23 protein-coding genes and 2 tRNA genes are annotated in these 26,089 nt (G+C 71.8%); 14 read left to right on the top strand and 11 right to left on the bottom strand.

Translation table 11 applies throughout. The annotated features are described in order from the left end of the window. The first annotated feature begins 8 nt into the window (after positions 1 to 8). Positions 9 to 1,208, top strand: a complete 1,200-nt coding sequence (locus ABD54_RS02655; RefSeq protein WP_082166649.1) for a tyrosine-type recombinase/integrase — start codon at positions 9 to 11, stop codon at positions 1,206 to 1,208. A gap of 123 nt (positions 1,209 to 1,331) precedes the next feature. Here the strand turns inward: ABD54_RS02655 and ABD54_RS02650 are convergent. Then, positions 1,332 to 1,420, bottom strand: a tRNA-Ser gene (locus ABD54_RS02650). 144 nt (positions 1,421 to 1,564) lie between these two features. Between ABD54_RS02650 and ABD54_RS02645 the strand changes: the two genes are divergently transcribed. Then, entirely contained in the window at positions 1,565 to 2,023 is a 459-nt protein-coding gene (locus ABD54_RS02645) for a hotdog fold domain-containing protein (RefSeq protein ID WP_082166648.1), read from the top strand. 267 nt (positions 2,024 to 2,290) lie between these two features. Beyond that, positions 2,291 to 3,433 carry a DNA polymerase III subunit beta gene (gene dnaN / locus ABD54_RS02640; protein ID WP_235431947.1) on the top strand — a complete coding sequence of 381 codons (1,143 nt, stop codon included), beginning with the start codon at positions 2,291 to 2,293 and terminating at the stop codon, positions 3,431 to 3,433. 212 nt (positions 3,434 to 3,645) lie between these two features. Here dnaN and ABD54_RS02635 read toward each other — a convergent pair whose 3' ends face one another. The 3 genes from ABD54_RS02635 to ABD54_RS02625 form a co-directional block, all read right to left on the bottom strand. Next, entirely contained in the window at positions 3,646 to 4,449 is an 804-nt protein-coding gene (locus tag ABD54_RS02635) for a DUF2786 domain-containing protein (RefSeq protein WP_047867828.1), read from the bottom strand. Between the two features lie 87 nt (positions 4,450 to 4,536). Continuing rightward, the gene (locus ABD54_RS02630; RefSeq protein WP_047867827.1) at positions 4,537 to 4,956 is read right to left on the bottom strand and encodes a hypothetical protein; all 420 of its coding nucleotides are present in this window, start codon (positions 4,954 to 4,956) and stop codon (positions 4,537 to 4,539) included. 197 nt (positions 4,957 to 5,153) lie between these two features. Continuing rightward, positions 5,154 to 5,666, bottom strand: a complete 513-nt coding sequence (locus tag ABD54_RS02625; protein WP_047867848.1) for an NUDIX hydrolase — start codon at positions 5,664 to 5,666, stop codon at positions 5,154 to 5,156. An 865-nt stretch (positions 5,667 to 6,531) separates the two neighbouring features. On the opposite strand from ABD54_RS02625, the gene ABD54_RS02620 reads away from it, so the two are divergent. Continuing rightward, complete coding sequence (locus tag ABD54_RS02620; protein WP_047867826.1) at positions 6,532 to 6,711, top strand: hypothetical protein; 180 nt, start codon at positions 6,532 to 6,534, stop codon at positions 6,709 to 6,711. 200 nt (positions 6,712 to 6,911) lie between these two features. Continuing rightward, complete coding sequence (locus tag ABD54_RS02615; RefSeq protein ID WP_235431942.1) at positions 6,912 to 9,830, top strand: BTAD domain-containing putative transcriptional regulator; 2,919 nt, start codon at positions 6,912 to 6,914, stop codon at positions 9,828 to 9,830. A gap of 9 nt (positions 9,831 to 9,839) precedes the next feature. On the opposite strand, the gene ABD54_RS02610 is transcribed toward ABD54_RS02615, so the two are convergent. Next, on the bottom strand, positions 9,840 to 10,709 hold the full coding sequence (locus ABD54_RS02610) for an oxygenase MpaB family protein (protein WP_047867825.1): 870 nt from the start codon (positions 10,707 to 10,709) through the stop codon (positions 9,840 to 9,842). Positions 10,710 to 11,572: 863 nt separating this feature from the next. On the opposite strand from ABD54_RS02610, the gene ABD54_RS02605 reads away from it, so the two are divergent. Together ABD54_RS02605 and ABD54_RS02600 are read left to right on the top strand one after the other, a co-directional pair. Further along, the gene (locus tag ABD54_RS02605) at positions 11,573 to 12,091 is read left to right on the top strand and encodes a lytic polysaccharide monooxygenase auxiliary activity family 9 protein (RefSeq protein WP_047867824.1); all 519 of its coding nucleotides are present in this window, start codon (positions 11,573 to 11,575) and stop codon (positions 12,089 to 12,091) included. 250 nt (positions 12,092 to 12,341) lie between these two features. Further along, entirely contained in the window at positions 12,342 to 13,883 is a 1,542-nt protein-coding gene (locus ABD54_RS02600; RefSeq protein WP_047867823.1) for a serine hydrolase, read from the top strand. A gap of 229 nt (positions 13,884 to 14,112) precedes the next feature. On the opposite strand, the gene ABD54_RS02595 is transcribed toward ABD54_RS02600, so the two are convergent. Next, positions 14,113 to 14,186 (bottom strand) — tRNA-Pro (locus ABD54_RS02595). Between the two features lie 73 nt (positions 14,187 to 14,259). Further along, on the bottom strand, positions 14,260 to 15,180 hold the full coding sequence (locus ABD54_RS02590; protein ID WP_047867822.1) for a metallophosphoesterase: 921 nt from the start codon (positions 15,178 to 15,180) through the stop codon (positions 14,260 to 14,262). Positions 15,181 to 15,338: 158 nt separating this feature from the next. Between ABD54_RS02590 and ABD54_RS02585 the strand changes: the two genes are divergently transcribed. Further along, positions 15,339 to 15,794 carry a GatB/YqeY domain-containing protein gene (locus tag ABD54_RS02585; protein WP_047867821.1) on the top strand — a complete coding sequence of 152 codons (456 nt, stop codon included), beginning with the start codon at positions 15,339 to 15,341 and terminating at the stop codon, positions 15,792 to 15,794. A gap of 106 nt (positions 15,795 to 15,900) precedes the next feature. Here the strand turns inward: ABD54_RS02585 and ABD54_RS02580 are convergent, their stop codons facing one another. After that, positions 15,901 to 18,270 (bottom strand): penicillin-binding protein, encoded by a 2,370-nt coding sequence (locus ABD54_RS02580; RefSeq protein WP_047867820.1) that lies wholly within the window; start codon positions 18,268 to 18,270, stop codon positions 15,901 to 15,903. 440 nt (positions 18,271 to 18,710) lie between these two features. Between ABD54_RS02580 and ABD54_RS02575 the strand changes: the two genes are divergently transcribed. Further along, positions 18,711 to 19,034: a WhiB family transcriptional regulator gene (locus tag ABD54_RS02575; protein ID WP_047867819.1), complete on the top strand. Its 324-nt coding sequence runs from the start codon at positions 18,711 to 18,713 to the stop codon at positions 19,032 to 19,034. A 14-nt stretch (positions 19,035 to 19,048) separates the two neighbouring features. On the opposite strand, the gene ABD54_RS02570 is transcribed toward ABD54_RS02575, so the two are convergent. Then, entirely contained in the window at positions 19,049 to 20,194 is a 1,146-nt protein-coding gene (locus ABD54_RS02570) for an ArsA family ATPase (protein WP_047867818.1), read from the bottom strand. Next, entirely contained in the window at positions 20,191 to 21,237 is a 1,047-nt protein-coding gene (locus ABD54_RS02565) for an ArsA-related P-loop ATPase (RefSeq protein ID WP_047867817.1), read from the bottom strand. The genes ABD54_RS02570 and ABD54_RS02565 overlap by 4 nt, the downstream gene beginning before the upstream one ends. Before the next feature lie 151 nt (positions 21,238 to 21,388). On the opposite strand from ABD54_RS02565, the gene ABD54_RS26910 reads away from it, so the two are divergent. The 4 genes from ABD54_RS26910 to ABD54_RS02550 all read left to right on the top strand — a co-directional run bounded on the left by ABD54_RS26910 (position 21,389) and on the right by ABD54_RS02550 (position 23,876). Next, entirely contained in the window at positions 21,389 to 21,562 is a 174-nt protein-coding gene (locus tag ABD54_RS26910) for a DUF4177 domain-containing protein (protein WP_013156298.1), read from the top strand. Further along, positions 21,562 to 22,023: a RidA family protein gene (locus tag ABD54_RS02560; RefSeq protein WP_047867816.1), complete on the top strand. Its 462-nt coding sequence runs from the start codon at positions 21,562 to 21,564 to the stop codon at positions 22,021 to 22,023. Before ABD54_RS26910 ends, ABD54_RS02560 begins: the two co-directional genes overlap by 1 nt. A 71-nt stretch (positions 22,024 to 22,094) precedes the next feature. Further along, positions 22,095 to 22,988, top strand: a complete 894-nt coding sequence (locus tag ABD54_RS02555; RefSeq protein ID WP_047867815.1) for an NUDIX hydrolase — start codon at positions 22,095 to 22,097, stop codon at positions 22,986 to 22,988. 81 nt (positions 22,989 to 23,069) lie between these two features. Continuing rightward, positions 23,070 to 23,876, top strand: coding sequence for an MBL fold metallo-hydrolase (locus ABD54_RS02550; protein WP_047867814.1), 807 nt, complete (start codon positions 23,070 to 23,072; stop codon positions 23,874 to 23,876). Positions 23,877 to 24,074: 198 nt separating this feature from the next. On the opposite strand, the gene ABD54_RS02545 is transcribed toward ABD54_RS02550, so the two are convergent. Further along, entirely contained in the window at positions 24,075 to 24,749 is a 675-nt protein-coding gene (locus ABD54_RS02545) for a Crp/Fnr family transcriptional regulator (RefSeq protein WP_200904029.1), read from the bottom strand. A 301-nt stretch (positions 24,750 to 25,050) separates the two neighbouring features. Here ABD54_RS02545 and nth point away from each other — a divergent pair, with 301 nt between their 5' ends. Next, entirely contained in the window at positions 25,051 to 25,797 is a 747-nt protein-coding gene (gene nth, locus ABD54_RS02540; RefSeq protein ID WP_200904028.1) for an endonuclease III, read from the top strand. The last annotated feature ends 292 nt before the right edge of the window (positions 25,798 to 26,089 follow it).

The raw sequence follows: 26,089 nt of genomic DNA, 5'->3' as shown, positions 1-26,089 counted from the left end.
ACACCCCCATGGCTCGCGCGTGGGTCTACGACCGCACCAAGGACAGGGCGTACGCGGAGGCGGTGAGCAAGGCCAAGGCGTCCAAGCGCACTCCGCCCGGCCGGTGGTGGGTCCGCTACTACGACCCCTCCGGGAGGATCAAGAGCGGCGGCGTCTTCCAGAAGAAGCCGGACGCGGAGAAGAAGCGGACCGAGATCGAGAACAGCCTTCACGAGGGCTCCTACCGCAACCCCCACGACGCCAAGGTCACCGTGGCGGAGATGGCGGAGAAGTGGCTCATCACCCGCACGGACATCAAACGGTCCACGTGGTGGCAGTACCGGGCGGTCCTGGACAACCACGTGTTGCCGCGCTGGGGAGACCTGCGCCTCTCGGCAGTCCACGCCGAGGACGTGGCCGTGTGGGTGGCTCACCTCCAGAAGCCCCGGGACGAGGGCGGTAGCAACCTGGGGGCCTCCCAGACCCGGCACGCGCACGTCGTGCTGTCGATGGTCCTGGGCTGGTGCGTCCCCCGGCGCATCCCCTTCAACCCGGCCAAGGGCGTACCGCTGCCCAAGCCCAGCGAGGCCGAACACGTCTACCTCGACCACGCCCAGGTGGAGGCGCTGGCCGACGCCTCCCTGACGCTGCGCACCAAGTACGGGCAGGAACTCGCCTCGGCCCGTGTGAGCCGGGCGCTCGTCCTGCTCCTGGCCTACACCGGCATGCGGTGGAGTGAGGCCGCCGCACTGCGCGTGGGACGGGTGGACCTGGACCGGCGGCGGGTCCGGGTGGTCGTGACCTTCGCCGAGGTGGACGGCAGGCTCGTCGAACAGCCTCCGAAGAACGGCAGGTTCCGGACCGTGCCGGTTCCCCGGTCCCTCGTCCCCGAACTGCGGCCCTTCGTGGAGGGACGTCCGGTTGACGCGCTGGTCTTCACCACCAGGCGGGGCGCTCCGCTGCGCATCCGGAACTGGCGCAACCGTGAGTTCGCCCTGGCGGTAAGGGCGGCCGGGCTCGACGGCATGGGGCTGACCCCCCACAAGCTCCGGCACACCGCCGCGTCGCTCGCCATCGCGGCCGGTGCGGACGTCAAAGTCGTGCAGGCCATGCTCGGCCACAAGACGGCGACCATGACCCTGGACCGGTACGGGCACCTGTTCCCCGACCGCCTGGACGAGGTGGCCGACGCGATGGACGCCGCCCGTCGGCGGGTCCTCGCCGCCTGACCGGTGAACGGCGAAGGCCGGTGGCTCCCCGGGCCGTGTGCGATGAATGTGCTACGGGCCCGGACCACCGGCCTTCGCCGTGTTCCGTGGAAGCCTCCCAACTGGGGAAACTCCCTGATTCTGCGGAGGGTGTGGGATTTGAACCCACGAAGTCCCGTCAAGGACTTGGTGCTTTTCAAGAGCACTGCACTCGGCCGCTATGCGAACCCTCCCCGCGGAGAGTGAATCTCCGCCACGTCATGGTAGCCCACACCCCTCCGCCCGTGCGGCCCGCCCGGGAACACGTTTCCGTCCGTCGGTCCCCGTGGGGTGGTGCCCATGGGTTACTCGGAAGTAACATGAGTGCCATGGCACACATGAACCCCGAGGCGGCGGATGCGGTCAAGGCCGGCTTCCTGGCCGCGGTCCCCTTCGTCCGGACCCTCGGCCTGACCTTCACCGAGCTGGACCACGGTCGCGCCGTCATGCGCCTGCCCGACAACGCCGACCACCACAACCACGTCGGCGGCCCCCACGCGGGCGCCATGTTCACCCTTGCCGAGTCCGCCTCCGGCGCCGTCATCATCGGCACCTTCGGCGACCAGCTCGACCGCGCCGTACCCCTGCCGACCACCTCCACGATCGACTTCCTGAAGATCGCGACGGGCGACCTGACCGCCGAGGCCGTCCTGGGCCGCCCGCGCGAGGAGATCATCGCCGAACTGGACGAGGGCGGACGTCCCGAGTTCCCCGTCAACGTCGAGCTGCGCACGGAGGACGGCACCGTCACCGGTCGCATGAGCATCACCTGGACCCTGCGCCCCAACCGTAAGTAGAGCCACCGGAGTCACCGGAACCACAACCGTCACGTTCCCGGCCGGGCCCGCTCGCACCCAGAGCCCGGCCGGAACCCGTTCCGGTGCCGCCCCCGTCCGATTCCCGGACCCCGCCCTCCGCGGGCCGTGCCCGGCCAGCGCTTCGCAGCGCCTTCTCGCAGGTCGTATCCCGTCCACGGCCGCGCCCGGAGGGGGCGAATGTCGTCACCACTGGGTACGTTGTCGGCGACGACAGCGCTACGAGGAGGCCTCACCGTGAAACTTCGAGTGGACCGCGACGCGTTCGCTGAGGCGGTCGCCTGGACGGCCCGGGCCCTCCCCGCACGGCCCGCCGTCCCGGTGCTCTCGGGTGTCCGCATGGAGCTCTCCCCGGACGGTGCCTCCCTGCACCTGTCGGGGTTCGACTACGAGGTCTCCACCCGCGCCTCGGTGGACGTCCTCTCCGAGGAGTCCGGCGCCGCCCTCGTTCCCGGCCGCCTCCTGGCCGAGATCGTGCGCAACCTGCCCTCCGGTTCGGTGCACATCGACAGCGACGGCCCCAAGCTGCGCATCGTCGGCGGTGCCGCGCGCTTCACCCTCATCACCATGCCGCTGGAGGACTACCCCACTCTGCCCGGCATGCCCGCACGCATCGGCTCCGTCGCCTCGGACGCCTTCGCGGCGGCCGTGCGCCAGGTGGCCCCGGCGGCCAGCCGCGACGACACCCTGCCCATGCTCACCGGCGTCTACCTCGACTTCAGCGGCGACACCCTGAGCCTGGTCGCCACCGACCGCTACCGCATCGCCGTGCGCGAACTGTGGTGGAGCCCCGAGGACCAGGGCCTGGACACGGCCGCCCTGGTGCCCGCGCGCACGCTGAGCGACACCGTACGCGGTCTGCTCACCAAGTCCAACGTGGACATCGCCCTGTCCACGGCCAGCGGCGGCGAGGGCGCCAGCCTCTCCCCGGGCGAGGGCATGATCGGTTTCGAGAACGGCGAGCGCCGCACGACCACCCGGCTGATCGACAGCGAGTTCGTCAAGTACGCCGCCTGGTTCCCCAAGGAGTTCTCCGCGCGCGCCGAGGTGGCCGTGACGCCCCTGGCGGAAGCGGTCAGGCGCGTGGCGCTGGTCGCCGACCGCAACACCCCGCTGCGGCTGGCCTTCTCCGAGGGTGAGGTCGTGCTGGAGGCGGGGTCGGGAGAGGACGCCCAGGCCGTGGAGGCGATCGAGGTCGGCTACGAGGGCGAGCCCCTGCGGCTGGCCTTCCGCCCCGACTACCTCATGGACGGGCTGGCGGGCGTGGAGACCGACACCGCCCACCTCAACTTCACCGAGCCGACCAAACCCGCCGTGTTCACCGACGTGCCGGTCAAGGAGGGGGAGAACCCCTCGTTCCGCTACCTGGTTCAGCCTTTGCGGGTGTCCTGATAAGAGGTTATGGACCCATTCTCAACCGAGCCGCCACCTTATCCACAGAGTTATCCACAGGAGGCCGCCCTTCCTGTGGATAACCCCGGGTAATCGTCCCCAGGCACACACGAACCGCCCCGATTGAACCCTCGCATTTCCCCTCTGACATGCGAGAACAGCAATCGGGGCGGTGCTGTGCACAGCCTGTGGACAACTTCGCCGAGAGCGGCCTACTCGTTCTCGTTCAGCGCGGACGAACCACCGCTCCCCACCGGCGTGTCCAATCCCAGTTCGGCCTGGCCCCCCCGCCGGTAGCCCGCCCGGTACCCCGCGGCGCTGTGCGTGCGCTCGGGCCGGTGCTTGCGCAGTTGCGGGAACTGCTTCTGGAACTCCTCGCTCACCCGGTGCACGTCGTTGAGCAGCACCAGCTCCGCGCCGCGGGAGGCGTCCACGCTCTCCCCCGACCCGCCCGAGCCGCCCGGCGAGGCCATCTCCTGCAACCGCGCGCGGAACTCGCGGATGCGCTCGGCCACCGCCTGCCCGTAGGCGCGCACGAACGACCGGTAGTAGCGCTTGCGCTCGGTCTCCAGCTCCGAGCGCGTGTAGTTGCGCAGCTCCCGGATGTCGGCCACGTGCGACGAACTCATGAACTTCGCGGAGGCCTCCATCTGCATGGAGATCGACGGCAGCAGCATCCGCAGCGCGTCCAGCGCGCTCACCGTGCCCACGAGGATCATGACACGCTCGGTGTTCTCGGAGTTGTTGCCCCGTACCGCGGACTGGCACCCGTAGGCGGCTGAGATGTCGGCCAGCGCGCGCACCCGTGCCTTGCCGTGGCCCCCCACCCCCGAGATGGTGTAGTCCATGCGGCTGATCGCGTCCGGCGCCTCGCCCCTCTCGGCGCGGGCCTCGGCCTCGGCGATCGCGTGGCGGGTCATCAGCTCGGCGGCCTTGGCGGTGAACGCCTGGCTCTCGGCATCAGTAACCGCGGGGTCCTCCGCCATGCGGAGGAGCCCGCGGACCCGCTCGACCATCTTCTGACGAGCAGATTCAGTCATCGGCGCCCGGTTGTCTCCCCTAGGTGAGTATCTGCCTTCCACCATCGGCGGAAGATACCGAGCCTAGGCGTTCTTGTTGCCGACCACCATCGCGATGAGGCCAACGGTGATCCAGATCGCCGCCGCGACGAACAGTCCGCCGAACAGACCGCCGACGATCGAGCCGGTGAAGATGCTGACCAGGGCGTACCCCGCGCCGCCGATCCCGGCGGGCACGGCCGCGTACCGGAACGGGTAGGTGGCGGCGTAGCGCTTGCCCCGGCGGTCGGCCTTGCCGCTCATCACGCCGCCCACGCCGCCGATCAGCGAGAAGAAGATCACCGCCGCGGTCAGGCCGGAGGCGATCGCGCCCAGGCCCGAGCCCAGGTTGAGGAGGAAGAAGAGGGCACCGCCGGCGGCACCCCCCAGCACCGAGGTGGTCCAGGGCCAGATCATCGTCGCCGAGGCGACGGGAGTGAATGCGTTACCGCGCTCCAGCGTCATGTCCACTGCTCCAGTCGAATAGCGTGACGACCGCTCTGCGCCGGGCCGTCCCCTTCAGCATGCGGGGCCGGCGCCCGGAGCGCATCAGGGGTCCGCCCCTGACATTCCCCCGAGACCGCCCTCCGGTACCCCGCCCGGGCCCCCGGTGCGGCCCGGGGGAGCGGATGCGCGGAAGGCCCCTGCACAGGGTCCAACGCTCAACCGGTCGCGGAAGTGCCCGAACCGCGGCCGTTCTCCGAGAAGACCGAGGCCAGGTTCGCTTGCAGGTGCGGCCACGCGGCGCGGAACGGCGGCAGCAGCGGGAGCGAGTCGGCGGAGTCCACCGGCACCCAGCGCACCTCCTTGCTCTCGGTGTTGCCCGGCCGGAACGGTGTCAGCTCCGGCAGGCTCGCCATGAACGTGTCGTAGCGCCACACGGTCAGGTCCTCCTCGTGGACGCCGAGGAGGCTGTACCCGCCCAGATCGCCCTCGACCTCCTCCTCGAACTCCCGCACGGCGGCCTCCAGGGGTGTCTCGTCCCGGTTGCGGGCGCCCCCGGGGATGCCCCAGGTGCCTCCCATGTGGGTCCAGCCCGCCCGGTGCTGGAGCAGCACGTGGCCCGCTCCGGCGGCGTCGGTGGCGTACAGCAGCAGCCCGGCCGCGCCGTAGATCCCCCACCTGCGGGTTCCGTCCGGCAGGCTCACCCAGCCGTTTCCGTCGCCCTCCAGCATCACGTCCTCCAACTTCGCGCCCTCCGGGACCGCAGGTGCCGTCCAATCGGCACGCTCACTAGCAACCTATGACCCGACACCGGGCCCGCGCAGCCCTCCTCCCGGTGTACGTGCCCGGTGCCACAGGGAGTTCCCGGCCGAGGGCGTGCGCACTCGGGCCGTCGTGTCCTTCCGGGCGTGTCGTGCTCTTCCGGAGGGGCGCCGGCCCGGGGGAGCGTTCGGTACACGGACGCAAAGGAAGAACGCAAGAGGCACGAAAGGCTTCGCAAGGGAACACCCGTCGCGTCCGGGACGCGGGTTTCCCGGCGGACGGGAACAAACCCGACCTCCTGGGAACGGGGATTTTCCGGATTTCGGCGATGAGGGGAACGTTCGGTCCGTTCCCGCCGTTCTCCGGAAGGCCCGAGAGGGAGCGGGAGCGGCCCGACGCAGGGTTTCCTCCCCGGTCGAAGCGCACCCGCGGGCCGCGGGCGCTTCGTGCGCGAGTGCCTTCGCACACCAGGTGAACGGACACTGACCGTCCGCAACCGGCCAATCTCTGGCCCCGGCGGCCCCCGGTGGTCGATGATGGAGCGGCCCCCGAACCTCCGTCGCCGCACCGGTCTCGGCGCTGAAAGAAGACTGAAAGCGCGGTGGAAGAGGATCTCTCTAGTGTGGAACACGTTCGACGCGTTCGTACCCGCGAGAGGACGGCTCGCGGGTCCGACACAGTGCGACGTTCGTTGGACACACGCCACCCGTGGTGTGCTTTGAGGCGGAACCCGCCACGGGTGGCCAGTCCGCCGGAAGGCGGGGTCCCTTGATGCTTCGTAGACGTAGGGCTACCTTGCGGCTCTACGCCAGTGCCGTGAGAAGAGGAGTCCGAGTGCCGAAGATGCTGACCGTGGACGAGGAGTTCGAGGCGATCGTCGCCGGCGACCTCCGCGAGGTCCGCGCGGACAAGATGCGTCCCCTCCGTGAGCCGGACCCGTCGAAGCCCTCTCCCGAGGAGGAGGCTCCCGTGGAGACCGTGCCCCTCGAGGAGAAGCCCGCCCAGGAGAATTAGCCTCTTTTCCGGGTAGCCCAACGGTGACTCCGAGTACCTGGGCGGAGGGGGTACTCGGAGCCGTTGGCGTGCCCGCATTCCCTATTTCATGCTAATAGCCCTTGCTAGGGTTGCTGATTGTGGAATTCGGCGTACTTGGCCCCATCACCGTCTGGTCAGACGGTCGACCCGTTCCGGTCGGCGGTCCGCGCCAGCGCTGTGTGCTGGGAGCGCTGCTGGTCCACCTGGGCCGCGAGGTCACAGTCGACCAGCTCATCGGCTACCTCTGGAGCGACGACCCGCCCCGCACCGCGCGGTCGGTGATCCAGGTGCAGATCTCCCATCTGCGCAGGGCCTTTCCGGACAGCATCTCCACGACCTCCGGCGGCTACGTCCTCGACGTGGATCCGGATTCGGTCGACCTGCACCGCTTCCGGAGCCTCCGGGACCGGGCCGCCTCGGCCGAGCCCAAGGCGGCCGTCGAGATGCTGGAACAGGCGTTGGAGTGCTGGCGGGGCCTGCCCTTCTCCGGTGTCGGTTCGGAGTACTTGGACCACTCCGTCGTCGCACCCCTGCGGGAGGAGCGCTGGTCCTGCGTCGTCGCCTGGGCCGTCTGCGCCCTGGAGCTGGGCAGGTACTCGGACGTGGTCTCCCGGCTGACGCCCCTGGTCAGCGAGGAACCCTTCAGGGAGCGTCCGCACCACCTGCTGATCACGGCACTGTGGCGCGACAACGAGCGGGCCAGGGCGCTCTCCGTCTACGAGGAGTTCCGGGCCAGGCTCGCCGACGAACTGGGCGTCGACCCCGGGCCGGAACTGACCGCCCTGCACACCCGGATCCTCCAGGAGGACTTCCAGGAAGCTGTCCAGGACCCGACGGCCGGAGAACCCGGAACGCGTTTCGTGGTGCGCAACGACCTCCCCCGGGACCTGCCCGACTTCACGGGGCGCCGCGACTCCCTGCGCCAGTTGGACGAGGTGGCGCGCACCGGTGAGGACCGCGCGCAGGTCTGCGTCATCACGGGCAGCGGCGGCGAGGGGAAGACGACCACCGCGGTCCGCTTCGGGTACGAGGCGGCCAAGCGCTACCCCGACGGACAGTTGTTCATCGACCTGTACGGCTACACGACGGACAGGGAGCCGCTCGACGCCGCCTCCGCGCTCGGCGCCCTGCTCCGCGCGGTCGGTATCGACCCCGAGGCCGTGCCCGAGTCCCTCGACGAGCGGTCGGCGCTGTGGAGGGCCACCCTCATGGGGCGCAGGGTCCTGGTCATCCTCGACAACGCGCTCAGCTACGCCCAGGTCAGCCCGCTCCTCTCCTCCTCTCCGGGGTCGATGACCCTCATCACGACCCGCAACGAGCTCTCCGGGCTCAGCGGCGCGCGCTTCCTGTCGCTGGGGGTGTTCGACGAGCAGTCCTCCCTGGAGCTGCTCGGGCGAGTCCTGGGGGACGAACGCGTACGGCGCGAACCGGACCAGGCCCGGGAGATCATCCGGATCTGCGGCGGCCTCCCCCTCGCCCTGCGGGTGGTGGCCGGTCGGATGCTCAGCCGCCCCAGGTGGTCGTTCGCGCACGTCGCCCGCCGCCTCGGTGAGCAGAACCGGAAGTTCCGTGAACTCCAGGTCGAGGGGCAGAGCGTCGAGGCCGCCATCGACCTGTCGTTCCAGAGCCTCAACCGGGACCAGAGCCGGACCTTCCTCCTTCTGGGCCTGATGATCGGCAGCACGATCGACCTCGGCGGTGCGGCCGCCCTCCTGGACATGACCGTGGAGGACGCGGACGACACCCTCCAGGAGCTGGTGGGGGTGTGCCTGCTGGAGGAACCCCAGGGAGACGTGTACCGCCTGCACGACCTGATCGGCGCCTTCTCCCGGGACCGCGCGGCCATGCTCCTGGCGGCCGGGGATATCGACGCGGCGAGGCTTCGTCTGGCGGAGCAGTACATGGCCACGGCCCAGCACGCCGCCGACCTCCTGGGTCCCCGCGCACACGACGACACGGTCGAGGTGAACCAGGGGTACAGGACGGAGCTCTCCGGGCGGGAGGACGCCGGGGACTGGTTCACCCTGCACCAGGAGAACCTGGCGGACACGATCGAGTACTTCGCCTCGCACGACAACGGCGAGTACGCCTGGCGGATGGCCGACGCGGTGTGGCGCTTCTACGCCCTGCACGGCCAGATGGGCCTGCTGATCAGCTCCCACCAGAGGGCGCTCCAGGTCAGTGACAAACAGGGGAACCGGCGCGGTCGCGCGGTGACCCTCATCGGTCTGGGCATCGCCCACTGCCTCTCGGGACGCTTCGACGAGTCACTGGACCTCCTCACGGAGGCCCGGGGCCTGCTGACCGCGATCGGCGACAGCAGGGGGATCATCCGGGCACTGTCCAACCTGGGGATGGTCTACGAGCGTGTCGGCCGCCTGGCCGACGCCGCGGAGGCCATCCAAGGCGTGCTGGACCACGCGATCGAGTTGAAGGACGTCCAGGTGGAGGCGTTGCAGTGGGGCAACCTCGCCGTCCTGAAACAGACGCTCGGTGCATACGGGGAGGCGCTCCACTGCGCCGGGCGGTCCCTGGAGAAGTCGGTGGGGGAGGACCGGGACGAGACCAGGGCGTACGCCAAGCGCGTCATGGGAGAGGCCCGTATCGGACTCGGAGAGCTGGACGCGGCCTTCGACGACCTGAACGAGGCGCTGGAGCTGTCACACGAGCTGCGGCTGGTGGGCAACCAGGTCTACGTCCACAACTCCCTGGGGCTGGCCCACCGGGCCGCGGACCAGTGGGACCGGGCGATAGAGGCCCACGCCACGGCACTGGACCTGGCCGAGCAGCACGGACGCCGCAGCGGTGACGCCGAGATCCGAGTCGACCTGGGGATGACCTACGCGGCCGCCGGACGCCACGGCGAGTCCCTGGACGAGCTGCAGAGGGCCCACGCCATCGCGGTCGAGCGCAACGAGCGCTACATGGTCGCCCGCGCCGCGCTCGCCCTCGGACGCCTGCCCGCACCGGTCATGGCCGCGGACCGGGCGAGGGGGTTCCTCGGCCAGGCCGAGGAGATCTTCACCGAACTTGGGCTGGCCGAGGCGGAACAGGCCAGGAAGGCCCTGAAGGAGCACCCGCCCGCCGCCCTCGGCTGACCGTCGCGGTCAGTCCCGGCCGACGGCTCCCCCCGCCCCGCGGCGGGGACCGGTCCCGGTCCCCGCCGCCGGACCCGAACGGCGCCGCGGCGGTCCCAGCCAGCGCGGGCCCAGGGTTCCGCGCCGCATGGTCCACAGGCACAGCGTGGCGGGCAGGACGCGTACCGGCCGGGGGACGTGCGGGTACACCGCGCGGGTCGTCCGCAGGATCCGGTCGAAGCGGCGCTGGCGCGCCCGCGACCACGGGATCGCGAACCGCTCGCGCAGCTCGGGCGGGAGCAGCCCGCCGGTGAGCAGGAGCTGGACCCGCATCAGCGGGCGAAGGAGGGCGCTCTCCGGGTGGAACAGCCGATCGGTGATGGCGCGGGCCTCCTCGCCCACGTCCAGCCGGGCCAGGGCGCCGTCCCAGTAGGCGGCGAACTCCTCGGGGGACGACGGCCACTTCTCCTCGGGCAGGCCCAGGGCGGTGGCGAACGCCGACGCCTCGCGCAGGTGCAGGGCGCGATCCTCCTCGCCGAGTTCACCGAACACCATCGCGTCCAGCCGCGAGGCGGTCTGGAACAGGGTGGCGGCCACCCACAGCAGGAGGTCGTCGTCCAGGGCCCGGTACCCGGGGCCGTTCACCTTGCGGTGCAGCGCCCGCACGACGGCGTGCAGGCGCTCCCTCTCCTCCTCGGTGCCGTAGACCGTGCCGTACACGAAGTAGAGGGTGCCGAGCAGCCGGTCGAACGGCCGGGAGGAGAAGTCGCTGTGGTCGTGCACCCCGCGGGCGACGCTGGGGTGGGCGATCTGGAGCAGGACGGCGTACGCCGCGCCGCCGAGGACGCAGGCCTCCGCGCTGATCCGTCGCAGAGGTGATCGGTCGGACGGTCTGCCCATGCCTGGGATCGTACGGCACCCCGCCCGCGCGTGCGGGCGGGCCGCGCCTTCGCGGGCGCACCCGCGGTGACGGGGCGGGCCGTGCGTGCGCGGCGCCCGAGGACGGTCGGGAAGGGGAGCGGTCGACCCGCTTGGCGGCGGGCTTCCTCCTGCCCGGGGCCCGGGGCGGGAGTGAGGGGGTCCGTCCACGGGGGTGGCTCCGTCGGCCGGGACGCGGCTCACGGCCCCAGGGTGCGGAACACCTCCGGCCGGGTCAGCGCGTCGGTGTTGTCCGCGAAACGGTCGACCGCGCCCACCGGCGGCCGCGCGGCGGCGTGCGCGACCGGTCGGGGCCCGCGGCCGAGCCGTCGCGGGGCCGCTGCCGGGCCGCCGGCGGACCGCCGTCGTTCCACGCTGGAGCGGAGGTAAGGAGAATCTATCTATCTGGTTAGACCTGGTCCGGCAGGCGGTTCGGGCGCCCGGTGGGTCACGACGTTTTAAAACAGACCGGGGATAGTTACTGTAAGGTGTCTTTCCAGTTCGCGGCGCGAATAACGGAGGAAGTGCCGTCAGTACCAGTGCCGGAATGCGTCCGACCGGCCGAGCCACCGGTTCGGTGGTACGCCGTACCCGCGTGCAGCAGGGGTATTGACGTGTAGTGACAGGGTCTTTACGGTCTACCGACAACAGGTGGAAGGAAATTCCGGGGACGCCCGGAATGGCCGGGACAACGACGTCCGGTGTCCGCGGGGGAAATATCCGAGCCCTCACGGACGCACTCCACTTCCTGGGCCGGAAACGGTCCGGGTCACCCCGCTACGAATCCCCCGCACCGTGCCGCGAGGCCGGACGGGATCGTGACCCGAAGAGAAGGGCCCCGTTCAATGAAGACCCTCAGAAGGATCCGCTCCGCCTCCGCCGTAGCCGCGGCCACCGCTCTGATCTTCACCCTCATGCCCGCCAGCGCGGCCAGCGCGCACGGCTACGTCTCGGCTCCCATGAGCCGCCAGGCGCAGTGCGCCGCGGGCATGGTCGAGTGCGGCGGCATCCAGTGGGAGCCGCAGAGCGTTGAGGGCCCCAAGGGCCTGATGAGCTGTTCCGGAGGCAACTCCCGGTTCTCCGAGCTCGACGACGACAACCACGGCTGGCACGTCACCCAGGTCGGCACCTCGGTGAACTTCACCTGGACCCTGACCGTCACGCACGCCACCGCCAACTGGGAGTACTTCATCGGCGGACACCGCATCGCCAACTTCGACGACGGCGGGGCGCGGCCCGACTCGACCGTCCAGCACAACGTGGACCTGTCCGGCTACAACGGCCGCCACACGATCCTGGCCCGCTGGAACGTCGCCGACACCGACAACGCCTTCTACGCCTGCGTGGACGTGAACATCCGCTAGCGGACCGACGACCCCGGCCCGGTTCCCCGCACCCGGGCCGGGGTCGCGGCGTTCCCGGCCCGCAAGGCCCCCTGTCCGCCCCCGGACACGACGAAGGCCGGTCCCGCAGGACCGGCCTTCGTGCTGGCCGGGGTGGGCCCCGCCCCACCTCCGGAACGGGGCGCACCCGTAGTGCTCCGCCGCGGTCCGCGGCCGTAGGTTCGGGCGAGCCCGGATCACCGACGACCCGGCCGGAGACGAGGAGACCCGAGTGACCGCGTCCGACCCCTCTGCCCGACACCGTCCGCGCGGACCGCGACGGTGGGCGATCACGGCACTGACCGCCGTCCTCGTCACCGTCGGCGCGGCCGCCCTCGCTCCGCGCCCCTACGAGCTCGGCGCGGAGTCCGACGGGGACGCGGAGCTGGTCGAGCGCGTGCGCGGGGGGATCGCCGACACCACGGGGTACCACGGTCTGTCGGTCGCGCTGGTGGAGACGGACGGGGCCGGGGGGCTCCGCGTGCGCACGGCGGGGCTGGGCAGCACCGGGGCCGACGGGGAACCGGTGGGGGAACACACCCGGTTCGGCTCCGCGTCGGTCGCCAAGGTGCTGCCCGGCATGCTGCTCGCCGACATGGTGGACCGCGGTGAACTCGCTCCGCACGCCCGGGTCGGCGATCTCCTGGAAGACGTCGACTTCGCCGATCCCGTACTCGCCGACGTCACGGTGGAGGAGCTGGCCACGCACACCGCGGGCCTCTCCAGGGAGGAGACCAGCCTGCTCCAGACGTTGTGGCAGTTCGCGGCCAAACGCCACCCGGACCCGCCCGGGTCGGTCGAGGAGTTCCTGCGGACCGTGGCGGAGGACGTGCGGGTCGATCCCGCGCTGCGAGGCGGCAACCACTACTCCAACACCGGGATCGACCTGCTCGGGCACGCCCTGGCGGCGCACGCCGGGACCAGTTACGCCCGGCTCGTCCAAGAACGGATCCTCGACCCGTTGGGGATGGAGGACAGCGCGATCCGGACCACCGGTGACGGTGCCCCCTTCCAGGTGCACAACGCCGATCTCGGGCGTCCCCTCGTCCCGGAGGGCTCGGAGGCCTCCGGTCCGTCGGGAGGGCTGGTCACGACCGCGGGCGACCTCGGCCTGCTCCTGGCGTCGGTGATGGAGGGCACCGCCCCGGGGGCCGCGGCCGTGCGTCCCGTGGCGCCGGGGGACGTCGAGCGCCGCGAACAGGGCCTCGGCTGGTACGTGGAGACGCTGGCAGGGGTGCCGATCACCGGCCACGGCGGCAACGCCACGACCAACGGCCACACGGCGTGGATCGGCTACACCGGTGACCGGGGAGCCGTGGTCCTGTCCAACACGCACCGGTTCAGCGAGGACATCGGCATCCGCCTGCTCGGTGTCGACGAACCGAGCCCCGACAACGCGGCGGGCGAGAGGATCTACGCGACCGCGACGGTCCTGCTCGCTCTCACCCCCGGTCTCCTCGCCCTGGGGTTCGCCTCACGGCGGCGCCCCGGCCGCTGGTGGCGCCGTCCCACCGACCGCCTGGGGCTGGTGTCCCACTGGGCCGGCGGCGCCACGGCGCTCACGTACGCGTTCCTCGCCGGGTTCTGGCATCTGGTGACCCCGTGGGCGTGGGTCGCGGGTCTGCTCCTCCTGGCCGCCTCCGTCCTGGTGGGGGCGTACCGGTGGCCGCGACTCCCGACCGCGAGGGGCGCCCGGCCGTGGGTGCGGTGGTCGCTGACGGCTCCCGTCGCCGCGGGGAGCGCGGTCCTCCTCGTCCTGCTGGCCTCGGTCTAGCGGAGGCGGGGCGGCGGTCGGTCCGGCCGGATCGGGGCCACCGGGACCGCGGGAACGAAGGCGCCCAGCGCGTGGACCCGGGCTCTCGCTTCTGGCGCAACGGTGACGCACGGAAGCCCGCAAGCCGACGGTTCCGGCCGTGTGCGCTGGGGGAGCGGACCGTAGGGGGAGCACTGGACCCGGGAAAACGAAGAACGGGTGCCCACCTGTGTGGACACCCGTTCCTTTGTCGGGGTGGCGGGATTTGAACCCACGACCTCTTCGTCCCGAACGAAGCGCGCTGCCAAGCTGCGCTACACCCCGAAGCAACGTCCACAAGTCTAGCGGACGCCCGGGAGTGCTCGCGCACGGTTTCCGGCCGGAGCGCCGAGGGGGGTCAGGAGGAGGCCACGAGGTCCAGCAGTGAGGCCTCCGGGCGGCAGCAGAACCGCACCGGGGCGTACGGGGAGGTGCCCAGGCCGCCGGACACGTGCAGCCACGCGTCCCCGTACTCGTGCAGTCCCCAGGCGCGTTTGCGGTCGATCCCGCAGTTCGTGACCAGGGTCCCGTAGAACGGCAGGCAGAGCTGGCCGCCGTGCGTGTGCCCGGCCAGGAGGAGCTGGTAGCCGTCGGCCGCGAACCGGTCCAGGTTGGACGGCTCCGGCGAGTGCAGCACGCCCAGGCGCAGGTCCGCCGACGGGTCGGCAGGTCCGGCGACCTCCTCGTACCTGTCCAGTTTGATGTGCGAGTCGTGCACCCCGGCCAGGGCGACGTCGAGTCCGCCCGCCTTCAGCCCGCCCCTGCGGTTGTTCAGGTCCAGCCACCCGGCCGCGGACATGGCCTCGCCCAGCTCGCGCCAGGGCAGGTCCGGCGTCCGGCGCTTGTTGTAGTCGGTCTTGCTGGTCCGCCACAGGTAGCGGGCCGGGTTCTTCGGCTGCGGCGAGAACAGGTCGTTGGACCCGTACACGAACGCGCCCGGCCGGTCCAGCAGCGGCCCCAGGGCCTCCGTGAACGGCCCCACCGCGTCCGGGTGCGCCAGCGAGTCGCCCGTGTTGACCACGAGGTCCGGCTCGTGGGCCTCCAGCCCCCGGATCCACTCGATGAGCATCTTCCGGCCGGGCGTCAGGTGCGCGTCGGACAGGTGCAGGATCCGCAGTCGCGGGCTGCCGGGGGGCAGCAGGGGCAGCTCGTAACGGCGCAGCCGGAACCAGTTGCGCTCGATGACCGAGGCGTAGACCAGCCCCGCCGCTCCGACGGCGCCCGTGATCGCGGCCGCGCGCCCCACTCGGCGCAGGATTCGTCTGTTGTCGGCGCCCATCGCCCTCCTTCGTCGTCACAGAGATCGTCGCAGATCCACGGAGCACGCGTGTGCGAATCCCCGTCGCGGGCCGCCGCACGGATGTGAGCTCTGCCCGAACGGCGTCCGCGCGCGCAAACCGTTGGTGGCCCCGTGACGCCCCGCCGTAGGATCGGCTCATGTCCGAACTCAAAGCCCGTCTCAAGAACGACCTGACCACCGCCATCAAGGCGCGTGACAAGGTGCGCACCGGCACCCTGCGCATGGTCCTGGCCGCCATCTCCACCGAGGAGGCCGCCGGCAGCACCTCGCGCTCCCTCGGCGACGACGAGATCACCCGTCTGCTCACCCGGGAGGCCAAGAAGCGCCGTGAGGCGGCCGAGGCGTTCGACAAGGGAGACCGGCCCGAGCAGGCCGCGGCCGAGCGGGCCGAGAGCGAGGTCATCTCCGACTACCTGCCCAAGCAGCTCACCGACGAGGAGCTGTCGTCTCTGGTGGCCGAGGCCGTCACCGAGACCGGCGCCGACGGCCCCCGCGCCATGGGCCAGGTCATGAAGGTCGTCAACCCCAGGATCGCCGGTCGGGCGGAAGGCGCCCGCGTGGCCGCCGAGGTCAAGCGCCAGCTCGCCGGATGACCTGAATCGGCCGGAAAAGGCCTGGACGGGCCGTGCCCCACGCGGGAACGGCGGGAACGCGAAGGGGCGGCGGTGCACGCACCGCCGCCCCTTCGCGTGTCAGGCCTCAGTCGTCCTCCCGGCCGGGGGAGTTCGACGCGGGCGCGACCGGGAACCAGTCCTCGTCGTCCTCCGGCCCGCTGGCGGTTCCGCCCCCGCTGCTGAGGAACACGTTGACCGTGGCCCCCTCCGGCAGCCGCGTCCCCGGGTCCGGGTTGACCGCGGCCACGGTCCCCTCGGGCTCGGGGGAGCGGACCCGGGTCGAGGACACGTTCACCGTGTAGCCCGCCGCCTCCAGGGCGCTCACCGCCTCCGGCTCGGATCGGCCGATCACGTCCGGCACGCCGCCGTCGTCACTGGCCGGGCTGGCGTCCTCCTCCGTGCGCGGGGCCGACGTGGAGCCGAACTGCGACGGCGGCGACGGAAGCTGCTCGACGTCCAGGCCCTCGTGGGCGCCGCGCATGGTCTCCTGCCAGATCGGGCCCGGGATCGTCGCCCCGTACACCACCCCGTAGTACCGGTCGCCGATGGTGACGTTGCGCAGCGGGTACTGCTGCGGGCCACGCGGGTCGCCGACGAAGACCGCACCGGCCATCTGCGGTGTGAACCCGGCGAACCAGGCCGCGGCCGAGCCGTCGGTGGTACCGGTCTTGCCCGCCGCCGGACGGCCGATGCCCAGTGATGCCGCGGTGCCGCCGTTGAAGGGCTGCTCCAGCAGGTAGCTGACCCCGTCGGCCACCTCCTCGTCGATCACCCGCTCGCACTCGGGCTCGATCTCGATCGTCTCGTGCGCGTGCTGGTCGATGATCTTGGTGATGGCCTGCGGCTCGCACAGGATTCCGCCCGAGGCGAAGACCGAGTAGGCGTTGGCAACCCGCAGCGGGGAGACCTCCTCGCTGCCCAGAGTGAAGCTGCTGTTGGCCAGCGTCCTCTCGTTCTCGGTGAACAGAGTGCCGTCCGCGCGCCGCAGCCCCAGGTCCTCGGTCATCTCCATCACGTCGCAGATGCCCACCCGCGCCTGGAGCTGCGCGAAGTAGGTGTTGGACGAGGCCCTCGTCCCGGTCATCATGTTGTGCGTGGTGTTGGAGTTGGTGTCACCGGAGTTGCTGGGGGACCAGGGGCTCAGGCTGCCGCCGTTACAGCTGCGCTGCCCGGAGACGGTCACACTGGCCGGTGAGTTGAACGAGGTGCCGAACGGCATCCCCTCGGCCAGCGCCGCCGCCAGTGTGAACGCCTTGAAGGTGGAACCCGCCTGGAAGCCGCTGCTGCCGCCCCGGTCCGCGTCGGTGGCGAAGTTGATGGAGGTCTCGCCGAGCTTGCTCTCGTCGGGCCCGTAGTTGCGGCTCTGCACCATGCCCAGGATGTGGCCGGTGCCCGGCTGGATGACCACCTCGGCGGCCACCTTGCGGGACTCGTTCTCGCGCGGGACCCACTCGTCCACGGCCTCCTGCGCCGACACCTGGGTCTGCGGGTCGAGCGTGGTGTGGATCTGGAGTCCGGCGGTGCGCAGCCAGCGCGCCCGCTCGGTCTCGTTCTGGCCGAAGCGCTCGTCCTTCTCGATCTCCTGGACCACGTAGTCGCAGAAGAACGGCTGGTCGCTGGGCACGCAGCCGTTGGGCGGGGTGGACACCTCCACCTCCATCGGGACCTGCTTGGCCTCCTCGGCCTCCGCCTCGGTGATGGCACCGGTGGCCGCCATGCGGTCGAGCACGACGTTGCGGCGGTCGGTGGTCTGCTCGGGGAAGAAACGGGGGTTGTAGAGGTAGGGGTAGCGGACCAGGCCCGCGATGGTGGCGGCCTGGTGGAGCTCCAGGTCGCTGGCGGGCACCTGGAAGAAGTGCTGCGCGGCGGACTCGACCCCGTAGGCGCCGTCGCTGAAGTAGGCGATGTTGAGGTAGCCCTCGAGGATCTCGTCCTTGCTCATCCGCTGTTCCAGGGCGACGGCGTAGCGCAGCTCCCGGATCTTGCGGGCGATCGTCGTCTCGGAGGCCTCCTCCAGCTCCTCCTGGGTGGTGGCCGCCTCGATCTGGACGTTCTTGACGTACTGCTGGGTGATGGAGGACGCGCCCTGGGTGTCGCCGTTGAGCGTGCGGAGCGCGGCGCGCAGCGTGCCCGACACGTCCATGCCGCCGTGCTCGTAGAAGTGGGCGTCCTCGATGGCGAGGATCGCGTCGACCATGACCGGCGAGATGTCCTCGATTTCGACGAGTTCGCGGTTCTGGTCGAAGATCTCCGCGATGACGCCGCCCTCGCTGTCATAGATCGTCGATCTCTGAGGAGGCGGCGGAGTCTCCAGATTGCTGGGCATCTCCAGGAAGCCGCTGGCCACGTTGCGCGCCGTGATGCCCAGTCCCCCGACGGCGGGGAGGGCGAGCGCGGCGACGAGGAGTCCAGCGACGACGCCGACGACGACCAGTTGGCTGATTCTTTGAAGCAATGTCCCCTGACCCACCCCATCAGACTAGGTGACCACGTACGTGCTAAGTGGTCCGATGTGGAACGGATAGTGCGCGAACGCGCCGAAATGACCCGCGTACCGCGGGCTGTGCCCCCATGCCATCTTTTCATGCCTGTCGCAGGCCGGGCACTGACCGGTTCGGCGGCGCGGCACGCCCACCCCGTCCGATGCGGAGAGCCACCGGGCCCCCACGCAATGGCCCGAGCGGGCCATATTGGTGAGACGTGAAGGGGGCCCATCGGGTTCTGTTGGCGCGGCGAACGAATCCGTAACTTCTAGGCAACAGGGGCGGGCGTCGACCACCGCACCCCACGCGGCAGCGGGAGCCCACGGTGTTCTCCCCTCCGGCCGGGGCACGCGCGTGCCCCGGGGCCGGATCCGCTGGCGCGGGGACCGGGTGCGCACAGGGGAGTAGAGGCATGTGGACCGACCAGTGGACGACCAGGGCGCTGTGCCGACGGGTGGACCCCGACGCGCTGTTCGTCCAGGGCGCGGCGCAGCACCGCGCCAAACTCATCTGCAGGGAGTGCCCGGTACGCACCGACTGCCTGACCGACGCCCTCGACAACCGGGTCGAGTTCGGCGTCTGGGGCGGCATGACCGAACGCGAGCGCCGCGCCCTGCTGCGCAAGCACCCCGGCGTCACCAGTTGGGGCCCGCTCCTGGCGGCGGCCCTCAGGGAGCGTGACGTCGACCTCGCCAGCTACGCCGCCGAGCACGCCGAGCGCACCTCGGCGGCCTGAGTTCCGGCAACGCCCTAACGGCCCCGGCCCGCCAGCTCCTCGCCGACGTCGCGCAGCCCCGCCAGGTCGTGCACGTCCTCCGGCATGGCCGACACCTCGGCCACGCGCACACCGCCGTGCTCCGCCAGCAGGGCGTCCCTCAGCCGTACCTCGCGCCCGCGCGTGCGCACCCTCTCCGTGTGCAGCCGCAGGGCCGCCGAGGCCGGCGTCCGCGTGCCCGAGCGCTCCAGCGCCTCCGCAGCGGCGACCGCCTCGCGCGTGTCCAGGGTTCCGCCCGCCCCCTCCGGCAGCGGATGCGTCCGGTTGACCACCAGCCCGGCCAGCGGCATGGCGTCGGTGGCCAGCCGCTCCACGAAGTAGGCCGCCTCGCGCATCGCGTCCGTGTCCGGCACGGCCACCACCACGAAGGCCGTCCCCGGTGCCTGGAGCAACCGGTAGGTGCGCTCGGCGCGCTTCTGGAAACCGCCGAACACCGTGTCGAACGCGGCGACGAACGACCGCAGGTCGTCGAGGAGCTGGGCGCCCACGACCTTGCTGACCGCCGAGGTCACCAGGTTGAACCCGGCGCCGATCAGCCGGAAGGCACCCGTGCTGGCCGGGGCGCTCAGGAAGCGGATCAGACGCCCGTCCAGGAAGCGGCCGAGCCTCTTCGGCGCGTCCAGGAAGTCCAGCGCGGACCGGCTGGGCGGGGTGTCCACCACGATCAGGTCCCAGTCCCCCGACTGGCGCAGTTGGCCCAGCTTCTCCATGGCCATGTACTCCTGCGTACCCGAGAAGCTCGTGGAGAGGGTCTGGTAGAAGGGGTTGGCCAGGATCTGCCGGGCCCGCTCGGGGTCCGCGTGCTCCCTGACGACCTCGTCGAAGGTCCGCTTCATGTCGAGCATCATCGCGTGCAGGCTGCCGCCCGACCCCTCCGGCAGCGGGACCGGCCGCGGCGTGTCGTCCAGCGACTCCAACCCGAGGGACTGGGCCAGCCGCCGCGCCGGGTCCACGGTGATCACCACGGCCCGCCGCCCGCGCTCGGCGGCGCGCAGCCCCAGCGCCGCGGCCGTCGTGGTCTTGCCGACCCCGCCCGCGCCGCAGCACACGATGATCCGCGTGCCGCGGTCGTCCACGAGGGCGTCCACGTCCAGGCGCCCGGCCTCCACCGCCGCGCTCACAGCCGCACCCCCTGCTCGACCAGCCGCCGTGCCATGGAGTCCAGCGCGGCGCGGTCCACACCGCCCTCCAGCAGCGGCAGCTCCAGCAGCGGGCGGCCCAGACCCTCCAGGTCCGAACGCATCCGGCGCTCCAGCCGCACCCGAAGGGCGTGGGCGCGCAGTTCGGCGGCCAGGGACGCCGCGAGTTCCCGCGCGTCATCCACACGCGCCTCCTTCAGCCCGGCGGCCAGCGCGTCCAGGTCGGTCTCCCCATCCGCCGCGGCGACGAGGTCGGCCTCGTCCAGCAGCGTCCGCCGCACCATGTTCACCAGCACCGCGCCGACGTTGAGCCCCAGCCCGCCGACCTCGGCGATCCCGTCCCGGGTCTCCTGGACGGGCATCTCCTCCAACAGGGACACGAAGTGCACACGGGTCTGCCCCGAGCGGATGACCTCCATGACCCTGTCGGCGTGGTTGCGGATCGGCCCCACGCGGGCCAGCCCCGCCACCTCGGAGTTCACGTTGAGGAACTGGGCGATCCGGCCGGTGGGCGGTGCGTCCATCACCACCGCGTCGTAGTGGAAGGGGGCCGTCGGCGCTCCCTCGGCGGACCTGCGGCGGCCGCCCCGGCGGCGCCGCACCGCCTCGGTGGCCTTGCCGGTGAGCAGGACGTCGCGCAGCCCCGGGGCGATGGTGGTGGCGAAGTCCACGGCGCCCAGCCGGTTCAGCGCCTGGCCCGCCCGGCGCATCCCGTAGAACATCTCCAGGTACTCCAGCAGCGCCGCCTCGGCGTCGGCCGCCAGCACGCTCACACTGCCGCCGCCGGGCGCTGCCATCATCTCCCGCTCCTCGTAGGGCAGCGGCGGGCTGCCGAGGAGGGTGGCGACGCCCTGGCGGCCCTCCACCTCGGCCAGGAGCACCCTCGCGCCGCCGGAGGCCAGCGCCAGGGCCAGCGCGGCGGCGGCCGTGGTCTTGCCGGTCCCGCCCTTGCCGGTGACGATGTGCAGTCGTGCTCCCGCGCAGGCCTCTCCCGGAGGCTTGGGTCCGTGCTCGCTCTCGCTCACTCCAGGCAGTCTATGCGGGCGTTCCAAGCGGGGCCGGGAGCGGTGCCGCGGTGGGTACGCGAGGGCGCGCGGATGAGTAAGGTGGCGGCGTTGACGTGCGGCGCCCCGCCGTGGGGCGGTCCGCCGGTGAGAGAGCAAGGGTGAGGGACGCATGAGCAAGTGGGAGTACCAGACGGTGGCGCTGCTGTCGCACGCCACCAAGCAGATCCTGGACAACTGGGGCGCCGACGGCTGGGAGCTCGTCTCCGTCGTGCCCGCTCCGCTGCCGGAGGGCACCGACCCCCGCAACCAGCAGTACGTCGCGTACATGAAGCGGGAGCTGTGATGGCCACCCCGGAGGAGCGGATCGCCGAGCTGGGCCTGACCCTGCCCGAGGTGGCCGCGCCGGTCGCGTCGTACACGCCCGCGGTGCGCAGCGGCGACCACGTCTACGTGTCCGGCCAGCTCCCGTTCGTGGACGGGAAGCTCCCCGCCACGGGCAAGGTCGGCGCCGAGGTCACCCCGGAGACGGCCAAGGAGCTCGCCGCGCGGTGCGCGCTGAACGCGGTGGCCGCGGTGCGCGCCGAGATCGGCGAGCTGTCCGGCGTGGTCCGCGTGGTCAAGGTGGGCGGCTTCGTGGCCAGCACCCCCGACTTCACCGGACAGCCCGGCGTGTTGAACGGGGCCAGCGACCTGCTGGCCGAGGTCTTCGGCGACGCAGGTGTTCACGCGCGCGCCGCCGTGGGCGTGGCCGCCCTGCCGTTGGACGCGCCGGTCGAGGTTGAGATGATCGTCGAGGTCCGCTGAGCGGGTCGCCCCCTTCCGGGGCGGCGGCCCCCGTTTCGCGGCGCTCTGTCCCCGAGGAGGAGGGTACGCCGATGCGCGACGTCCCGGCAGGCGAGGGCAGCGGGCACGGGGGTGCGGCACCGGGCGGCTCCGTGCCCGGCGGCGCCGTCGCGCCCCGCCCGGCAGCCACGGTCATGCTCCTGCGCCCCCGCGGCGGCGTCCGGGACGGGGGCGCGGACGGACCCGTGGAGGTCCTGCTCATGCGCAGGGTCCGCTCCATGGGGTTCGCCCCGGGCGCCTACGTCTTCCCGGGCGGCGGGGTGGACGCGCGCGACGCCGACGGCGACCTGCCCTGGACCGGCCCCGGCCCCGAGGAGTGGGCGCGCACGCTGGGCACCGACGTGCGCATGGCCCGGGCGCTGGTGTGCGCCGCGGTCCGCGAGACCTTCGAGGAGACCGGCGTCCTGCTGGCCGGCGAACCCGGGCGCGCGGGCGAGGAGGCCGTCACGCTCGACACCACCTCCGAGGATTGGGAGCGTGACCGGCTCGGGCTGGTCGACCGCTCCCGGTCCTTCACCGAGGTCCTGACCCGGCGCGGCCTCGTGCTCCGATCGGAGTGGCTGCGCGCGTGGTCGCGCTGGATCACCCCGAGGGCCGAACCGCGCCGCTACGACACCTGGTTCTTCGCGGCCGAGCTCCCCCCGGGGCAGGCCTCGCGCGACGTCGGCGGCGAGGCCGACCTCACCCGGTGGACCGACCCCGTCGCCGTCCGCGGCGAGTGGGAGGCGGGCCGGATGCCGATGCTGCCGCCCACGGTCGTGAACTGCGCCGAACTCGCGGAGTGCCGGACCCTCCGGGGAGTGCGGGAGGCCCGACGGGATATCGTCCCCATTGAGCCGGTTGTCCGGAAGATCGGCGGCCATTTGCGCGTCCTGGCGCCGAACGGGGTGGACTACCCCCTCCCGAGGCCCGACGCCATCCCCTGAGGGGCCGCCGGGCGGCGGGGCCGCGCGTGCCGGATCCCCCGGCCGCGCCCCGGACCGGTTCGGCGAGCGAAGCGAGGTGCGATGAGGATCGACGGTTCCGGGACACTGCGCGCCAGTTGTGTGCTGTGCCCCAACCCCGGCCCGATGACGCTGGAGGGCACCAACACCTGGATCCTGCGGGAGCCGGGCGCGCGCGGGGTCGTGGTGGTCGACCCCGGCCCCCACGACGAACGCCACCTGGAGCGCGTGGCGCGGACCGTGCAGGAGCAGGGCGCCCAGGTGCTGATGGCCGTGGTGACCCACCGCCACCCCGACCACGGGGAGGGCGCCCGGTACTTCTCGGAGCTGACCGGAGCCCCCGTGCACGCGGTCGACCCGGGGGCCAGGGTCGGCGGACGCGGCCTGTCCGACGGAGAGGTCCTGGAGGCCGACGGCCTGCGAGTGCGGGTGATCGCCACCCCCGGTCACACCGAGGACTCCGTCTGCCTGATGGTGGAGGCCGACAACACCATCCTGACCGGCGACACGGTCCTGGGCCACGGCACCACGGTGATCGACGGCGACGACGGGCTGGGCCCCTACATGGAGTCGCTGTACCGGCTGCGCTCCCTGGTGCGCCAGCACGACGTGCGCACCCTGCTGCCCGGCCACGGCCCGATCATCACGGCCCCGTCGACGGTGCTGGACTCCTACGTCGACCATCGCGAGTCGCGCCTCGGGCAGGTCCTGGACGCCGTGCGCGCGGGGGCGACCGTGGTCGAGCAGATCGTCGACCGCGTCTACCCCGACGTCACCGAGCAGATCCGGTTCGCGGCCGCCTCGTCGGTGCGCGCCCAGTTGCGCTACCTCTCGGCGCGCGGCGAACTGCCCGAGGGCGTCGAGGCCTGAGCGGCGCGCGCTCCCCCGGTCCGGGGGCCGGGGCGCTGCGGCCCCCGTGCTTCGTGGCGCCGGGCGCGGAGGGCTCCGGACACGGCTGTGGCCGCCCACCCCGCAGGGGGAGCGGCCACACAGCGTTCAGGCCCGGGGAGCCCCGGCACGGGGCGCGAACGTCGGCGCCCCCGGGAGTCCCCGCCCGAGGGGCACGACCTAGCGGGCGCGGCGGCGCATCCGCTCGACGTCGAGCAGGACGACGGCCTTGGCCTCGATCCGCAGCCAGCCGCGCAGGGCGAACTCGGCGAGGGCCTTGTTGACCGTCTCACGGGAGGCGCCGACAAGCTGGGCGAGCTCCTCCTGGGTGAGGTCGTGGTGGACGTGCAGCCCGTCCTCGCCCTCCTTGCCGAACTTGTCGGCCAGCTCCAGCAGCGCCTTGGCGACGCGGCCGGGCACGTCGGTGAAGACGAGGTCGGCCATCACGTCGTTGGTCCGGCGCAGCCGGGCGGCCAGCGCCTTGAGAAGCTGGAGCGACACCTGCGGGCGGCTGGACAGGAACGGGCGCAGGTCGTCGTGGCCCAGCCCCGCGAGCACCGAGTCGGTGACCGCGACGGCGCTCGCGGTGCGCGGGCGCGGGTCGAACAGCGACAGCTCGCCGAACATCTCGCTGGGGCCGAGCACCCCGAGCAGGTTCTCGCGGCCGTCCACGGCCGTGCGGGTCAGCTTCACCTTCCCGCTGAGGATGACGTACAGGCGGTCGCCCTCGTCACCCTCGCCGAACAGGGTCTGGCCGCGGCCGAGACGCACCTCGTTCACCGAGGAGCGGAGTGCGGCCGTGTCCTCCTCGTCCAGCGCCTCGAACAGAGGGGCCTTCCGCAGCACCTCGTTGATCTCGTCCACCACACGTCCTCCTAAAACCTGACCGCCAACAGTGTGACGTATATCGCACCCGGGTGTGAAACCGGGTCGTGATCCCGGCTTGTCCGCCGAGAGACAACTGCCCACAACAGCCGACGTCAGCCCCTGCGATCCTAGCCGTCATCAGTTCTGTACCAGGGCTGTCCGCGCCGCGCTACCGGACATTGGTTACATAGCTCCGTTCGTCGCCGGCGGCGCGGCCCCGCCTCCGGCGGCCGCGCGGACACGGGCGCCGGGCCGGGGGCCGCCCCCTCAACGGGACGCCTACCCTGTGATGATGCCCCGTGACACACCAGACGCGACCGAGCCGACGCCCACGCCCACCGGTGAGAGCCGGCTCGCGCTGGTCCGCCGCGCCCGCAGGATGTACCGGGAGCTCATCGAGTCGTACCCGGACGCCCACTGCGAACTGAACTTCACGACCCCCCTGGAACTGCTGGTCGCGACGATCCTGTCCGCCCAGTGCACGGACAAGCGGGTCAACCAGGTCACCCCAGCCCTCTTCGCCCGTTACCCCGACGCGGAGGGCTACGCCTCGGCGCGGCGGGCGGAGTTGGAGGAGATGATCCGCTCGACCGGCTTCTTCCGGGCCAAGGCCAACAGCCTCATCGGACTCGGGCAGGAACTGTGCGAACGACACGGTGGAGAGGTTCCGAGGAAACTCTCCGACCTGGTCAAACTACCCGGTGTAGGGCGAAAGACCGCAAACGTACTGCTCGGTAACGCCTTCGATGTGCCCGGTATCACCGTTGATACCCATTTCGGGCGGCTTGTCCGTCGTTTCGGGTGGACCGACGAGGAGGACCCGGTCAAGGTAGAGCACGAGATCGGCGCGCTCTTCCCGCGCCGGGACTGGACGATGCTCTCCCACCGCGTCATCTGGCACGGCCGCCGCGTCTGCCACTCCCGCAAGCCCGCGTGCGGGGCCTGCGGCCTGGCCCGCCTGTGCCCCTCCTTCGGCGAGGGGCCCACGGACACCGCCACCGCGACCAAGCTGCTGCGGATGCGCTCCTTCTCCTGAGACCCCGGGGCCGCCCGGGCGCGCGGGGCGCCGACCCGGTGCCGGGCGGCCCCTCCGTAAGCCCGGTGGTGCGCCGAACGCTCGGGGCTGCCGGGCGGGCATCGGGAGCAGGCGTCGGAGGTTTGTACCCTGAGCACGTGAGTGTGAGCCCCTCGGCCCCGTGGCGGGCATCCCGGTCCGCGGCGCCCCGCATGACGGCGGTACCCCCGCCCGCCGGTGCCGGGGGAGGTCCGACGACGTGACGACTCCCCGGGAACGACGCGCTCCCTCGCGCGGCGCTCCCCCGGGCGCG

Origin of the sequence: Nocardiopsis sp. RV163, from assembly GCF_001029525.1 — a bacterium.
GTDB lineage: Bacteria > Actinomycetota > Actinomycetes > Streptosporangiales > Streptosporangiaceae > Nocardiopsis > Nocardiopsis dassonvillei.
The sequence above is the reverse complement of the archived record's forward strand: the minus strand, read 5'-3'. Positions and strand labels throughout refer to the sequence as shown.